Origin of the sequence: Streptomyces xanthii (assembly GCF_014621695.1) — a bacterium.
Classification (GTDB): Bacteria; Actinomycetota; Actinomycetes; order Streptomycetales; family Streptomycetaceae; genus Streptomyces; species Streptomyces xanthii.
This window is the reverse complement of the sequence record NZ_CP061281.1, coordinates 515,503-529,267: the sequence shown is the minus strand read 5'-3', so window position 1 is coordinate 529,267 and position 13,765 is coordinate 515,503. Positions and strand designations below refer to the sequence as shown.

Annotated in this window: 16 protein-coding genes; 11 read left to right on the top strand and 5 right to left on the bottom strand. The window is 74.8% G+C overall.

The features are described 5' to 3' along the window. Positions 1-16 precede the first annotated feature (16 nt). On the top strand, positions 17-853 hold the full coding sequence (gene fdhD / locus IAG42_RS02525; RefSeq protein WP_188335358.1) for a formate dehydrogenase accessory sulfurtransferase FdhD: 837 nt from the start codon (positions 17-19) through the stop codon (positions 851-853). Between the two features lie 25 nt (positions 854-878). Here the strand turns inward: fdhD and IAG42_RS02520 are convergent, their stop codons facing one another. Together IAG42_RS02520 and IAG42_RS02515 are read right to left on the bottom strand one after the other, a co-directional pair. Continuing rightward, a complete protein-coding gene (locus IAG42_RS02520) occupies positions 879-1,799 on the bottom strand; it encodes a LysR family transcriptional regulator (protein ID WP_188335357.1) in 921 nt (306 codons plus the stop codon). A 65-nt stretch (positions 1,800-1,864) separates the two neighbouring features. Next, positions 1,865-2,323, bottom strand: coding sequence for a GreA/GreB family elongation factor (locus IAG42_RS02515; protein WP_188335356.1), 459 nt, complete (start codon positions 2,321-2,323; stop codon positions 1,865-1,867). A 131-nt stretch (positions 2,324-2,454) separates the two neighbouring features. Here IAG42_RS02515 and IAG42_RS02510 point away from each other — a divergent pair, with 131 nt between their 5' ends. The 6 genes from IAG42_RS02510 to IAG42_RS02485 all read left to right on the top strand — a co-directional run bounded on the left by IAG42_RS02510 (position 2,455) and on the right by IAG42_RS02485 (position 7,759). After that, positions 2,455-2,853 (top strand): TOBE domain-containing protein, encoded by a 399-nt coding sequence (locus IAG42_RS02510; RefSeq protein ID WP_188335355.1) that lies wholly within the window; start codon positions 2,455-2,457, stop codon positions 2,851-2,853. Between the two features lie 149 nt (positions 2,854-3,002). Beyond that, a complete protein-coding gene (modA, locus tag IAG42_RS02505; protein WP_188341146.1) occupies positions 3,003-3,827 on the top strand; it encodes a molybdate ABC transporter substrate-binding protein in 825 nt (274 codons plus the stop codon). Further along, the gene (gene modB / locus IAG42_RS02500; protein WP_188335354.1) at positions 3,824-4,675 is read left to right on the top strand and encodes a molybdate ABC transporter permease subunit; all 852 of its coding nucleotides are present in this window, start codon (positions 3,824-3,826) and stop codon (positions 4,673-4,675) included. Before modA ends, modB begins: the two co-directional genes overlap by 4 nt. Further along, positions 4,672-5,775 carry an ABC transporter ATP-binding protein gene (locus tag IAG42_RS02495; protein ID WP_188335353.1) on the top strand — a complete coding sequence of 368 codons (1,104 nt, stop codon included), beginning with the start codon at positions 4,672-4,674 and terminating at the stop codon, positions 5,773-5,775. Before modB ends, IAG42_RS02495 begins: the two co-directional genes overlap by 4 nt. Positions 5,776-6,268: 493 nt before the next feature. Beyond that, the gene (locus tag IAG42_RS02490; protein WP_188341145.1) at positions 6,269-6,688 is read left to right on the top strand and encodes a TOBE domain-containing protein; all 420 of its coding nucleotides are present in this window, start codon (positions 6,269-6,271) and stop codon (positions 6,686-6,688) included. 69 nt (positions 6,689-6,757) lie between these two features. Beyond that, entirely contained in the window at positions 6,758-7,759 is a 1,002-nt protein-coding gene (locus IAG42_RS02485) for an NAD-dependent epimerase/dehydratase family protein (protein WP_188335352.1), read from the top strand. A 9-nt stretch (positions 7,760-7,768) separates the two neighbouring features. Here IAG42_RS02485 and IAG42_RS02480 read toward each other — a convergent pair whose 3' ends face one another. Further along, positions 7,769-8,878 carry a sensor histidine kinase gene (locus tag IAG42_RS02480; RefSeq protein WP_188335351.1) on the bottom strand — a complete coding sequence of 370 codons (1,110 nt, stop codon included), beginning with the start codon at positions 8,876-8,878 and terminating at the stop codon, positions 7,769-7,771. Positions 8,879-8,881: 3 nt separating this feature from the next. After that, positions 8,882-9,625, bottom strand: coding sequence for a response regulator transcription factor (locus IAG42_RS02475; protein WP_188335350.1), 744 nt, complete (start codon positions 9,623-9,625; stop codon positions 8,882-8,884). A gap of 115 nt (positions 9,626-9,740) precedes the next feature. On the opposite strand from IAG42_RS02475, the gene IAG42_RS02470 reads away from it, so the two are divergent. From IAG42_RS02470 to IAG42_RS02455, 4 genes are read left to right on the top strand one after another with little or no spacing between them, the layout of a single operon-like run. Then, positions 9,741-10,457 (top strand): glycosyltransferase family 2 protein, encoded by a 717-nt coding sequence (locus tag IAG42_RS02470; RefSeq protein WP_223205824.1) that lies wholly within the window; start codon positions 9,741-9,743, stop codon positions 10,455-10,457. After that, entirely contained in the window at positions 10,454-10,771 is a 318-nt protein-coding gene (locus tag IAG42_RS02465; RefSeq protein ID WP_188335348.1) for a hypothetical protein, read from the top strand. Before IAG42_RS02470 ends, IAG42_RS02465 begins: the two co-directional genes overlap by 4 nt. Next, positions 10,768-11,385: a TIGR04282 family arsenosugar biosynthesis glycosyltransferase gene (locus tag IAG42_RS02460; protein WP_188335347.1), complete on the top strand. Its 618-nt coding sequence runs from the start codon at positions 10,768-10,770 to the stop codon at positions 11,383-11,385. The genes IAG42_RS02465 and IAG42_RS02460 overlap by 4 nt, the downstream gene beginning before the upstream one ends. After that, entirely contained in the window at positions 11,382-12,140 is a 759-nt protein-coding gene (locus IAG42_RS02455) for a class I SAM-dependent methyltransferase (RefSeq protein ID WP_188335346.1), read from the top strand. The genes IAG42_RS02460 and IAG42_RS02455 overlap by 4 nt, the downstream gene beginning before the upstream one ends. A gap of 341 nt (positions 12,141-12,481) precedes the next feature. Here IAG42_RS02455 and IAG42_RS02450 read toward each other — a convergent pair whose 3' ends face one another. After that, positions 12,482-13,726: a molybdopterin-dependent oxidoreductase gene (locus IAG42_RS02450; protein WP_223205823.1), complete on the bottom strand. Its 1,245-nt coding sequence runs from the start codon at positions 13,724-13,726 to the stop codon at positions 12,482-12,484. Between the last annotated feature and the right edge of the window lie 39 nt (positions 13,727-13,765).

Sequence of the window (13,765 nt, the reverse complement as noted above, 5' to 3'; positions counted from 1 at the left end):
ACGGAGGAGGATCGACATGGGGCGAGTGACCGCGCGCAGGCGCGTGATGCGGGTCCGCGACGGGGTGGTCTCCCACCGGCCGGACACCCTCGCGGCCGAGGAGCCGATGGAGATACGGGTCGACGGGCGCCCGCTGACCGTCACGATGCGCACCCCGGGCGACGACTTCGACCTCGCGGCCGGGTTCCTGGTCAGCGAGGGCGTCGTCCACCGGGCCGCCGACGTCGCCGGGATCCGCTACTGCGCGGGCGCCACGTCCGACGGCGGGAACACGTACAACGTGGTGGACGTCGTCCTGGGCGCCGGCGTCACCCCGCCCGACGCCTCCCTGGAGCGGAACTTCTACACCACCTCCTCGTGCGGCCTGTGCGGCAAGGCGAGCCTCGACGCCGTGCGGACCACGGCCGCCTGGACGGTCGAGGACGACCTGGTGCGGCTCGGCATCGAGCGGCTCACCGAGTTCCCGGACCGGCTGCGCGCGGCGCAGAAGGTGTTCGACAGCACCGGGGGACTGCACGCCGCCGGACTGTTCTCCGCCGACGGCGAGATGCTCTGCCTGCGCGAGGACGTCGGCCGGCACAACGCGGTCGACAAGGTCGTCGGGCACGCCCTGCGCGAGGGCCTGCTGCCGCTGCGCGGCACGGTCCTCATGGTGAGCGGCCGCGCCTCCTTCGAGCTCGTGCAGAAGGCGGTCATGGCGGGCATCCCGGTGCTCGCGGCCGTGTCCGCGCCGTCCTCGCTCGCCGTCGACCTGGCCGACGAGACCGGGCTGACCCTGGTCGGCTTCCTGCGCGGCACGTCGATGAACGTCTACACGGGCGCCGAGCGGCTGGCCGCCGTCCCGGCCGGCTGACCGAGCCCGCGGGCCGGGCGTCCGCTCAGCGGGCGTCCGGCAGCCGGTCGAGCGTCGTCGCCAGGTCCTCGTGCCGCGCCACCTCGACCAGGGCGCGCGCCATCACCGAGCCGGGCTCCCTCGCGGACCAGACCAGACCGACCGGGACCGCCGCGCTCGGGTCGACCAGCGGCAGCGCCTGCATCCCGTGCGGCACGCCGAACACGTGGAGCCAGGCCTGCGGCACGACACTCGCCCACTGGCCCGTCCTGACGTGCGCGAACAGCGCGCCCACCGAGTCCGTCTCGATCCGGGGCGACGGCGTGAGACCCACCGACGCGAACACCTCGTCGAGGACCCGGCGGCCCTGCATCGACCCGGTCAGCAGACACAGCGGCAACCGGCTCGCATCGGCCCAGGTGGCCGAGCGCCGGTGCGTCAGGCCTTCGGCCACCGTCGTCAGGAGCACGTACCGCTCCTCGTACAGGGGGAGAGTCTGGACGCCCTCGGGCAGTTCCTTGTGCAGATACGTGATGCCGGCGTCGATCTCGAAGTTCTGCAGCAGCCGGAAGACGTCCACCGACTGAAGGTCCGTCAGGACGTCCACGGTGACGAGCGGGTGCGCGGTGCAGAACGGGCCCGTCAGCAGGGACACCGCGCCGGAGGCCGTCGGGATCGAGCCGATCCGCAGCCGCCCGTTCAGGCCGCTGCGCAGCGCGCCGACCTCGTCCCGGAGCGCGTCCCGGTCCGCGATGATGCGCTGCGCCCACACGACGATGCGCTCGCCCTCCGGGGTGAGCCCCTCGTACTTGCGGCCGCGCCGCACCAGCGGCACGTCCAGCTCGTCCTCCAGCTTGCGGATCGCCTCGGACAGCGCCGGCTGGGAGACGTGGCAGCTCTGTGCGGCGCGGGCGAAATGGCGCTCACGGGCGAGCGCGACCAGGTACTCGAGTTGACGGAACAGCACGTGACGGGTCTACCCGAGCAGCGCACGAAGCGCCAATCGCGTCCCCCGCCACGGGCCCGGCGTCGTCAGCCGAGCGAGACGATGCGGGCCGACGTCGGCCCAGCGGGCGTGCGGTAATCGACCGTGTCCCCGGGGCGCCGGCCCATCAGGGCGAGCCCCAGCGGACTGTCGGACGTGACCAGCGAAGGCGTCGACGCGTCGGGCAGTTCGCTGATCTCCACGGTCTGCTCGGTGCCGTCGTCGAAGCGCACGGTGACCGTGCTGCCCACGCCGACCTCCGCGGTGTCGGGCGCTCCCTCCGCCGCGCCTTCGCGCAGCCGCAGCTCGACCTCCTCGATCCGGGCGTCGAGGCGCCGCAGCTCCTCGGCGCGCTGGATCTCGTCGGCCGAGTCGGCCATGTCGCCCACCTGGTCGGGATCGCTCAGGGTGGCGGCCACCGTCGCGCGCTCGGCGGCGAGATCGGCGCGCTGACGCTCGAGGGCCTCGCGGCCGGTGGCGCTGATCGGTTCGGGCTGGCTCGACATGCCGACTCCTCGGACCGGGAGAACTGGATGAAACCGGATATTCGTAGCCTAAGTGGTACGGGTGGATGCGGCAGGGTCGCGATGATCCACACCGCGCCGCGCGTCCGGGCGCGGTCGCTATGTTGAGGGCCATGCAGTCCTACACCATCGGCCAGGCAGCTCGGCTGCTCGGCGTCAGCCCCGACACCGCACGCCGCTGGGCCGACGCCGGCCGCGTCGCCACCCATCGCGACGAGGCCGGACGGCGGCTCGTCGACGGCAGGGATCTCGCCGCGTTCTCCGTGGAACTCGCCAGGAGCGGCGGCTCCGGCGAGGACGAGATCTCCTCCACCTCGGTCCGCAACGCGTTCCCCGGCATCGTCACCGCGGTCAAGCTCGGCGACATCGCCGCCCAGGTCGAGATCCAGGCCGGACCGCACCGGCTCGTCTCCCTGCTCACCCGCGAGGCCGTCGAGGAGCTCGGGCTGGAGGTCGGCATGGAGGCCACGGCCCGGGTCAAGTCGACGAATGTCCATATCGACCGGACCTGATCCCCTCGGGTGGCGCCCGCTCCGTATAAACGCACATGCATGGCTGGTCCGATCTGCAGGCCAGCTCATGCGATGCCACAGCAGACTTCCCCCTTGCACCTGCGGCAGTATGATCCCCGCAAGCCAGGAACCAAGGGAGTGGACCTGTGATAGCTCGTTCCGCGCGCCGGACCCGTCGCACGCTGACCCTCGCCGGCCTCGGCGCCGCCGCACTGCTGACGCTCAGCGCGTGCGGCTCCGCCGAACCGTCCGGAGCGTCGGACGAGGGCAACGCCTCCGCGTCGTCCGGGGGCAAGGTGTCCGGCACCGTGAACGTGTTCGCCGCCGCCTCCCTCAAGGAGAGCTTCACGACGCTCGGCAAGCAGTTCGAGAAGGAGCACCCCGGCACCCACGTCACCTTCAACTTCGGCGGCAGCGACAGCCTCGCCGCGGGCATCAACAGCGGAGCGCCGGCCGACGTGTTCGCCGCCGCCAGCCCCAAGACGATGAAGATCGTCACGGATGCCGAGGGGACCGCGGCCGCCCCCGAGACTTTCGTGCGCAACCAGCTGGAGATCGCCACCCTGCCGGGCAACCCCCACAAGGTGTCCTCCCTCAAGGACCTCACCGGCGACGGCCTGAAGGTCGTCCTGTGCGACAAGGCCGTGCCCTGCGGCGCCGCCGCGCAGAAGGCCCTCGACGCGAGCAAGCTGAAGCTCACCCCCGTCTCCTACGAGCAGGACGTCAAGAGCGCCCTCACCAAGGTCGAGCTCAAGGAGGCCGACGCGGCCGTCGTCTACAAGACCGACGTCAAGGCCGCGGGTGACAAGGTGGAAGGCGTGGAGTTCCCCGAGTCGGCCGACGCCGTCAACGACTACCCGATCGCCCTCCTCGAGAAGGCGCCCAACGCCAAGGCCGCCCAGGCCTTCATCGACCTCGTGCGGTCTTCCCGGGGGCAGAAGGTGCTGACCTCCGCCGGATTCCTCGCACCGTGACCGAGCCCCGCACGCCCGGCGCCGCGGCCGACACCCTCACCCGGGGCGGCCCGCGGCGCCGCCGTCGTACCCGCACCGCGCCCCTGCCCCTCCTGCTGCCCGCGCTCGTCGGCCTCGCCTTCCTGATCGTGCCGCTCGTCGCCCTCCTCGTCCGGGCACCCTGGCGCGATCTGCCGGACCAGCTCACCAGCCCCGAGGTCTGGCAGGCCCTCCAACTGTCCCTCGTCTGCGCGACCGCCGCGACGCTCGTCAGCCTCGTGCTCGGCGTGCCGCTGGCCTGGCTGCTCGCCCGCACCGAGTTCCCCGGACGCGGCCTCGTCCGGGCCCTCGTCACGCTGCCGCTCGTGCTGCCGCCCGTCGTCGGCGGTGTCGCCCTGCTGTCCGCGCTCGGGCGCAACGGACTCGTCGGGCAGTACCTCGACTCCTGGTTCGGCGTCACCCTGCCCTTCACCACCACCGGCGTGATCGTCGCCGAGGCCTTCGTCGCGATGCCCTTCCTCGTCATCAGCGTCGAGGGCACCCTGCGCGCCGCCGACCCCCGCTACGAAGAAGCCGCCACGACGCTCGGCGCCTCCCGGTTCACCGCGTTCCGGCGCGTCACGCTGCCGCTCATCGCCCCCGGCATCGCCGCCGGATCCGTCCTCGCCTGGGCCCGCGCGCTCGGCGAGTTCGGCGCCACGATCACCTTCGCCGGCAACTTCCCCGGCCGCACCCAGACCATGCCGCTCGCCGTCTACCTCGCCCTGCAGAGCGACCCGGCCGCGGCGATCGCCCTCAGCCTGGTCCTGCTCGCCGTGTCCATCGCGGTCCTCGCGGGCCTGCGCGACCGCTGGATGACCGCCTCATGACCCGCACCGAGAAATCCCCCGGCGCCGCCGAGACCCTCGCGCTCAAGGAAGAGACCGGGAGCGAGGGGCTCGACGCCCGGCTCGTCGTCGACCGCGGCGACTTCCACCTCGACGTCGCCCTCAGCGCCGCGCCCGGCGACGTCGTCGCCCTCCTCGGCCCGAACGGCGCCGGCAAGAGCACCGCCCTGCGCGCCCTCGCCGGCCTCGCCCCGCTCGACGCCGGCCACCTCCGGCTCGACGGCGTCCCGCTCGACGCCACCCCGCCCGAGTCCCGCCCCGTCGGCGTCGTCTTCCAGGACTACCTGCTCTTCCCGCACCTCAGCGCGCTCGACAACGTCGCGTTCGGGCCGCGCTGCCAGGGCGTGAGCAAGGCCGAGGCCCGCGCGCAGGCCCACGCCTGGCTCGACCGGATGGGCCTCGCCGACCACGCCGGCGCCAAGCCCCGCCGCCTCTCCGGCGGCCAGGCCCAGCGCGTCGCCCTCGCCCGCGCGCTCGCCACCCGGCCCCGGCTGCTGCTCCTCGACGAACCGCTCGCCGCGCTCGACGCCCGCACCCGGCTCGACGTACGCGCCCAGCTGCGCCGCCACCTCGCCGAGTTCGAGGCCGTCGCCGTGCTCGTCACGCACGACCCGCTCGACGCGATGGTGCTCGCCGACCGGCTCGTCGTCGTCGAGCACGGCCGCGTCGTCCAGGAGGGCACCCCGTCGGCCGTCGCGCGCCGCCCCCGCACCGACTACATCGCCCAGCTCGTCGGCCTCAACCTCTACCGGGGACAGGCGGACGGACACGCGGTCCGGCTCGACGAAGGCCAGGAGATCACCACGACCGAGGATCTGCACGGCCCCGTCTTCGTCGCCTTCCCGCCCGGCGCGGTCACCCTCCACCGCGAACGCCCCAGCGGCTCCAGCGCCCGCAACCTGTGGGAGTGCGAGGTCACCGGCATGGAGACGCACGCCGACCAGATCCGCGTCGCCCTCACCGGCGGCCTGTCCCTGGCCGCCGACCTCACGACGGTGGCCGCGGCGGAACTGGGACTGCACCCCGGGGCGACGGCCTGGGCGACGGTGAAGGCCACACAGACGCATGCGTATCCGGCGTGACGGGGGGCGGGGGCTGCGGTCCCGGGGCGTTTCGGCCGATGTGGCGGGGCGGCGCTGCGGCGGCCGGTGCGCCGCGCGGCATCCGGTGCGCTGACGGGGCACGTGCGCGCCGGGCTTCGACGGTTCGGGCTGCCCGGCCGGGCAGCGCCGATGTGACCGAGGCGGCGGGGCGGCGGGCGGCTGGGCCCCGTGCGTGGCGGGTGGGCCCGGTCAGGGTGTCGACTGGCCAGGCGGTGACGGCGTGACGCGTGCCTGGTCGGGGGTGCAGCGTCCGGTGCGCTGACGCGGCACACGCGTGCTGGACTTCGCCGGTTCGGGCTGCCCGGCCGGGCGGGTCCGGCGAGAGGCGTGCCCGGGGCCGGCGGACCACAGCGTCCGGTGACGTGGTGCGGCGTCGACACACGTCTGTCCCGCTTGACCGGCTATGTCCCGCCGCGCGGCTACCTTGGCCAGGTCCGACACCCCGTCACCCGTGAGGCGCGCCGTCATGACCCTGAGCACGAGCATCCGCAACCAGCTGCCCGGCACCGTCGCCGCCGTCACCTCCGGCGCCGCCATGGCCACCGTCCGGATCCGGCTCGACGGCGGGCAGGAGCTGACCTCGGCCGTCACCGCCGAGGCCGTCGCCGAGCTGGGCATCGCCGCCGGCTCCCGGATCACCGCGCTCGTGAAGTCCACCGAGGTCGCCCTCGCCATCGGCCCCGTCGAAGGACTCTCCATCCGCAACCGGCTCGCCGGAACCGTCAGCGCCGTCACCCTGGGACCGGCCATGGCCACCGTCAAGATCGCCGCCGGGTCCGTCGAGCTGACCGCCGCCGTGACCTCCGACGCCGTCACCGACCTCGCCCTCACCACCGGCACGCCCGTCGTCGCCCTGATGAAGTCGACCGAGGTCTCCCTCGTGACCGGATGAGTCTTACGGAGTCGTGACGTGCGGGCCGCGTCCCGTGCCCCGCGCCGCCCCCGCGCCTAGCGTGGCGCCATGCGTGTACTGGTCACCGGCGGTGCCGGGTTCATCGGGTCCCATGTCGTCGAGGCGCTCGCCGCGCACGGCCACGAACCGCTCGTGTACGACGTGCGGGACGACCCCGGCGCCGACGTGCGCGACCCCGACGCGGTGGCCCGCGCCCTGACCGGCGTCGACGCCGTCTGCCACCAGGCGGCGAAGGTCGGGCTCGGCGACGGCGTCCGGGACGCGGCCGCGTACGTGTCCCGCAACGACCTCGGCACCGCCGTCCTCCTCGCCGCCATGGCCGACCACGGAATCCGGCACCTCGTCCTCGCCGGGTCGATGGTCGTGTACGGGGAAGGCCGCTACACATGCCCGCGCCACGGCGACGTCCGCCCCGGCCCCCGCACCGTCGCCGACCTCGACGCGGGCCGCTTCGAACCCCGCTGCCCGCACTGCGCCGCCGCCCTCGAACCGGCCCTGATCGGCGAGGACGCCCCCGCCGACCCGCGCAACGTCTACGCCACCACCAAGCTCGCCCAGGAGCACCTCGCCGCCGCCTGGGCCCGCTCCACCGGCGGCACGGCCGTCTCCCTGCGCTACCACAACGTCTACGGCCCCCGGATGCCCCGCGACACCCCGTACGCGGGCGTCGCCTCCTTCTTCCGCTCGGCGCTCGCGCGCGGCGAGGCCCCGCGGGTCTACGAGGACGGCCGGCAGCGCCGCGACTTCGTCCACGTCCGCGATGTCGCCGCCGCCAACCTGGCCGCCCTGGAGGCCGACACCGCCCCGGGCGCCCTGACCGCGTACAACACCGGCAGCGGCGACCCGCACACCGTCGGCGAGATGGCGCGGGCGCTGGCCGCCGCGCACGGTGGCCCTGAGCCCGTCGTCACGGGGGAGTACCGGCTCGGCGACGTCCGCCACATCACCGCCGACTCGGCGCGACTCCGCGCCGACCTGGGCTGGAAGCCGACGGTCGACTTCGAGGCGGGCATGCGCTCCTTCGCCCGGGACGAGCTGCGCGCCCCCTGACCGCAGCGCCTACGACGCCGTCGGCAGGGTCACCTCGAAGCAGCAGCCGCCCGGGATGTTGCGGACCGTGGCCCGGCCGCGGTGGGCCTCCACGATGCCGCGCACGATCGCGAGGCCGAGGCCCGCGCCCGCGGGGGGCGTCCGGGCGTGGGTGCCGCGCCAGCCGGTGTCGAAGACGCGGTCGAGGTCGTCCTCGGGAATGCCGCCGCACCCGTCCGTGACCGAGAGCACGACCCCCTCCGCGGAGCGCTCCGTGGCGACCGCGACGGTGCCGTCCGCCGGGGTGCGGCGGATCGCGTTCACCAGGAGATTGCCGAGCACCCGGCTCATCTCCTTGCCGTCGACCTCCACCGGCACCGCCTCGACCCCGTCGCCGACCAGCCGCACCCCGTGCTCCCGAGCGAGCGGATCCGCGCCGGCGAGCGCGTCGCCCACCAGGTCGTACAGCGACATGCGGGCCGGGGCGAGCGGCAGGGCGCCGGCGTGGATGCGGGACAGCTCGAAGAGGTCGCCGACCATGTCGTTGAGCCGCTCCACCTCGGCGCGCATCTGCCGCAGATAGCGGTCCGGGTCCTCCGCGACGCCGTCCTCCAGCGCCTCTGACATGGCCCGAAGGCCGGCCAGCGGGGTGCGCAGATCGTGCGAGATCCACGCCACCAGTTCGCGCCGCGACGTCTCCAGGGCACGCTCGCGCTCCCGCGACGCCGCGAGCCGCGCACTGGTCGCCGCCAGCTCCCGGCTCACCGCCTCCAGTTCGGCCGTCGCCGGATGGTCCGGGGCGGCGAAGTCCCCGCCGTCGCCGAACGAGCGGGCGGCGACGGCCAGTTCACGGCTGCGGGCGACGACCCAGCGGCCGAGCAGCAGCGCCGTCGCGAGCGACACGACGGCTGCCATCGCCACCACCGTCGTCACGACGGTGAGGTCGTGCGGCGACAGGAACATCGCCCACGCCACGGCCAGCGTGCCCGCCAGCATCGCGACCACCCCGACGGCCGCGACCACGGCCAGCGACGCGGTCAGCGACCGGCGCCGGGTCCACCGCAGCAGCGCTGCGCCGGCCAGACCGGTCGCCGCCGCGCCCGCGAAGGCGTACAGCGCGATGAGAAGGAGGTCGCGCATCGCTCAGGCCTCCTGGGAGCCGGGCGTGCCGTCCGGCTCGAAGCGGTAGCCGACGCCCCACACCGTCTGGATGAGGCGCGGGCGGGCCGGATCGTCCTCGACCTTGCCGCGCAGGCGCCGGATGTGCACGGTCACCGTCGACAGGTCGCCGAACTCCCAGCCCCACACCTCACGCATCAGGTCCTCCCGGCTGAACGCCCGCCCCGGATGCCGCAGGAAGAAGGCGAGGAGGTCGAACTCGCGCAGGGTCAGGGCCAGTTCGGCGCCGTCCCGGGTGGCGCGGCGGGCCGCCGGATCCACCGCGAGACCCGCCGCCCGCAGCGGCCGCAGCCCCGTGCGCGGGCGGGCCCGGCGCAGCACCGACTCGACGCGCAGCACCAGTTCGCGCGGGCTGAACGGCTTGGTCACGTAGTCGTCGGCGCCGATCTCCAGGCCCAGGATGCGGTCGTCCTCGTCACCGCGCGCCGTGAGCATCACCACCGGCACGGGCCCGCTCTCCCGGATCCGCCGGCAGACCTCCAGGCCGTCCATGCCCGGCAGCATCAGATCGAGCACGACCAGATCCGGGCGCCGGGCCGTGGCCCGGGCCAGCGCCGTCGGACCGTCGGCGGCGCGCTCCACCAGGAAACCCGCGCGGTCCAGGTATCCGGCCACCACCTCGGCGACCGTCGGATCGTCGTCGACGACCAGGACCCGCGCCGGGTCGGTGGGCGCCGCGTGGCCCGTGAGCTCGTGTGACTGCTGCATGGGGCCAGCCTCGCACCGCGCCCGCGCGCACGACGACCCCGGACGGGCCCGCACCGGCGGACGTCCGTGTTTCGTAAGGAGCGCGCATCCGAAATGCCCGGATCGCGCTCGTAGGGTGAAATCCGTGACGACCCCACCCCACCCCTCCCCGTCCGTCGACGTGGTCCTGCCCTGCCTGGACGAGGCCGAGGCGCTGCCCTGGGTGCTCGAACGCATCCCGCCCGGCTGGCGCGCCCTCGTCGTCGACAACGGCTCCACCGACGGCTCCGCGGACCTCGCCCGCTCCCTCGGCGCGACCGTCGTGCCCGAACCGGTACGGGGCTTCGGCGCGGCCTGCCACGCCGGGCTGCTCGCCGCCGACGCCGACATCGTCTGCTTCTGCGACTGCGACGCCTCCCTCGACCCCGGGCTGCTCGTGCCGTTCGTCGACGAGGTGAGCACCGGACGCGCCGACCTCGTCCTCGGCCGGCGCCGCCCCACGCGCCGGGGCGCCTGGCCCCCGCACGCCCGCGCCGGCAACCTCGCCCTCGCCCGCCTCCTGCGCCGTCGCACCGGCCTGCGCCTGCACGACCTCGGCCCCCTGCGCGCCGCCCGCCGCACCGAGCTCCTGGCCCTCGACCTCACCGACCGGCGCAGCGGCTACCCGCTCCAGATGGTCGTCCGCGCCGCCGACGCGGGCTGGCGCGTCACGGAGCACGACGTGCCGTACCGCCCCCGCAGCGGCGCCTCCAAGGTGACGGGCACCTGGCGGGGCACGTGGCAGGCGGTCCGCGACATGAGCCGCGTCCTCGCGGAGACGGCACCGCCCGCTGCGGAAGGGCGCTCCCGGTGACCCCCGGCGCCGCCGCCCTGCCGCAGCGGGACCCGGTGACGGGAGCCCCTGGCCGCGCAGGCTCAGGGGTGGCCCTGGCCCAGCAGCCGCGCCTCGGCCCGAGCGGCCCCGCTTTCCCGGCCCAGCAGCCGCGCCTCGGCCCGAGCGGCCCCGCTTTCCCGGCCCAGCAGCCGCGCCTCAGCCTGCGCGGCCCCGTCTTCCCGGCCGAGTACCCGCCCCCGGCCCCGCGCGGCCCCGCGTGCGAGGCCGGCCGGGCCGAGCACCCCGTCCCCGCCCCGACCACCACCCCCGCCCCGGAAGGCCGTACCCCGTGACCACCCTTCTCGTCATCGCCAAGGAACCCCGCCCCGGCCGGGTCAAGACGCGGCTCACGCCGCCGTTCACGCCCGAGGACGCGGCCGCCCTCGCCGAGGCCGCCCTGTGCGACACCCTGCACGCGGTGGCCGCCGCGCCCGCCGAGCGGCGCGTCCTCGTGCTCGACGGGGAACCGGGGCCCTGGCTGCCCGCCGGGTTCGACGTCGTGCCGCAGAGCGGCGGCGGCCTCGACGAACGTCTGGCCGACGCCTTCGCCGGGTGCGAGGGGCCCGCCCTGCTCGTCGGCATGGACACCCCGCAGCTCAGTCCCGCCCAGCTCACCGTCGACTTCACGGACTGCGACGCCTGGTTCGGCCCCGCGCTCGACGGCGGATTCTGGGCCCTCGGCCTCGCCGCCCCCGACCCCGGGCTCCTGCGCGGCGTGCCCATGTCCACGGCCCGTACGGGAGCCGTGCAGCGCGAAAGGCTGCACGCCGCCGGACTCCGCGTCCGCGACCTGCCGACCCTGCGCGACGTCGACACCGCCGCCGACGCCGCCGCGGTGGCCGCCCTCGCCCCCGACAGCCGGTTCGCCGCCTGTCTCGCCCGGTGCACGACGCGGGCCCGCGGATGAGCGCCCCGCCCGCCGACGCGGCACCCTGGGCCGCGGCCGACCCCTACACCGCCGCGCTGCGCACCGGCACGGGCCCGCTGTTCCTGCGCCGTACCGACGGCTGGCTGCTGCCCCTCGACGTCGAACGCTGGTGCGCCCGCGCCGACGCCGTCGACCGGGACGTCCTGGACCGCTGCGAGGGCCCCGTCCTCGACGTGGGCTGCGGCCCCGGCCGGCTCGTCGCCGAACTCGCCGCGCGCGGCCGCACCGTCCTCGGTATCGACGTGAGCGCCACCGCCGTCGAACGCACGACACGGCTCGGCGGCCCCGCCCTGCACCGCTCCGTTTTCGACCCGCTGCCCGGCGAGGGCCGCTGGCGCACGGTCCTCCTGATGGACGGCAACGTCGGCATCGGCGGCGACCCGCACGCCCTGCTGCGCCGCACGGCCCGACTCCTCGCCCCGGACGGCCTGCTGATCGCCGAGACGGCACCCGTGGACGTGGACGAACGTGCCGAGGTCGAGGTCACCGACACGCCCGTCCGTGCCTCGGGCCGCCCCTTCCCCTGGGCGCGCCTCGGCACCCCCGCCCTGCTGCGTCACGCGAAAGAGGCGGGTCTGCGCTCCACCGCTCAGTGGGAGGCGGGCGGCCGCAGTTTCGTCGCCCTGCGCGTGCGGACCGCCCACACCAGCGCGGACGCCGCGAACAGTGCCGCGGTGATCAGCAGCCAGCGGCCCAGGAACACGTCCGCCGAGCGGCCCGTCGTCAGCGCGTAACGCCGGGCCGTCATCCCGGTGACGAGCGGGAACCACACGAGCAGCAGCAGGCACGACAGCGCGGCCGGCACCCGCACATAGCCGACCCACGTGCGCCGGCCCGCCGCACCGAAGGCCCGGACGAGCGCCCGGTCGGCGCCCGCGTACAGCGGAAGCAGCACGAGATCGTGCAGCAGGGCCGCGCCCACGATCCACAGGGCGACGCCGAACCAGTCGCCGGCGAACAGCCGCACCCCGGCGTATCCGGCCAGCGCGAACGAACACAGCAGGAGCAGCAGGGTGAGCGGGCTGCCCAGCGGGATCCGCCGAGCCGGGATCCATTTCCTCGCGGTCATCGGGCGTCACAGCCTTCCGAAGGTCAGCCGGGCCACCCATTTGGTGTTGAGCACACCGGGCGCGGCGGGAACGATGACCCGGGCCGGAGCGCCGTGGTCGGCGGACAGCGGCTCGCCGTTCACCTGGAGCGCGAGCAGCGAGCGCGGGTCGGCGACCTGGGAGGCGCTCAACGCGGCGTGCCGGAACGCCCCGTGGCGCTGGAGCGATTCGACGAAGACACCCGGCGGATCGTCCTCGTGGCCGACGAGCGCCGCGAGGTCCCGCAGCCGGACACCCCGCCACCACTGATCGGACGTCGACCAGCCCTCCACGCACGCGATGGGCAGCGCGGCACTGTGCTGCGCGAGCCGGGCGAGCGCCGCCCGGTCGAGCCGCACGGTGCCGCCCCGCCCGACCACCGTGAGCCGCCACGCCGGATCGCCCGCCTCCACCGCGTCGATCCCGGCGAGTGCGGCCGTCTTGTTGATCTGGAACCCGTTCGGCCCCGTCCCGGGATCGGCGCCCCCGTGCGGGGCGAGCAGCGCCGCGCGGCGCAGCGGCCCGTCGAAGTTCTGTCCGACGGTCGTGCCGAAGAGCAGCGCCGAGCCGCCCCCGACGAACCAGAGCGCCCCGCGCCGGGACATCGTCGGCGCGTCCGGCGACGGCGCCACGAGCCCGGCAGGATCCTCGACCGTCTCCTCTCCGGCCCGCATCCGCCGTACGTTCCGCACGGCCGCCGGCACCTTCAGCACGGCGTGCACCACGAAGGCGGAGAAGAACACCCAGGCCCCGTAGAAGTGCAGCGGATAGAACGAGCCGGGGAACGCGTAGTCGAGCTGCACGTTCAGGACACCCGTCGCGAACTCGAACAGCCCGCCGCCGACCAGGAGCAGCAGCGACAGCCGCTCGAGGCCGTGCGTGACGGACCGGACGGGAGGCAGCGTGAAGAGCCGCGGCACCACCGACCACAGCTTCGCCAGCAGGACGGGGATCAGCGTGACGCCGAGCGTGACGTGCACGCCCTGCGTCAGCCGGTACAGCCAGTGCGGGTCGGTCGGCCAGTCGAACAGGTAGAAGCCGAGGATCCCCTTGTCGGGGGTCTTGTCGTTCACCGGAGCCAGGTCCGGGTTGTACGCCGCGTACGACACGAGCCCGGTCACGAACAGCACGGTCACGCCGAGGAGCAGGACGAGACCGAGCACCGAGGTGAACCGGGGGCCGCGCAGGGGGCTGCGCCAGAACGCGGGGGACGAGGGAGAACTGTCGCGCATGCCCCGACCGTAGGCCGGGACCCACCCCCTGAGGCGGCT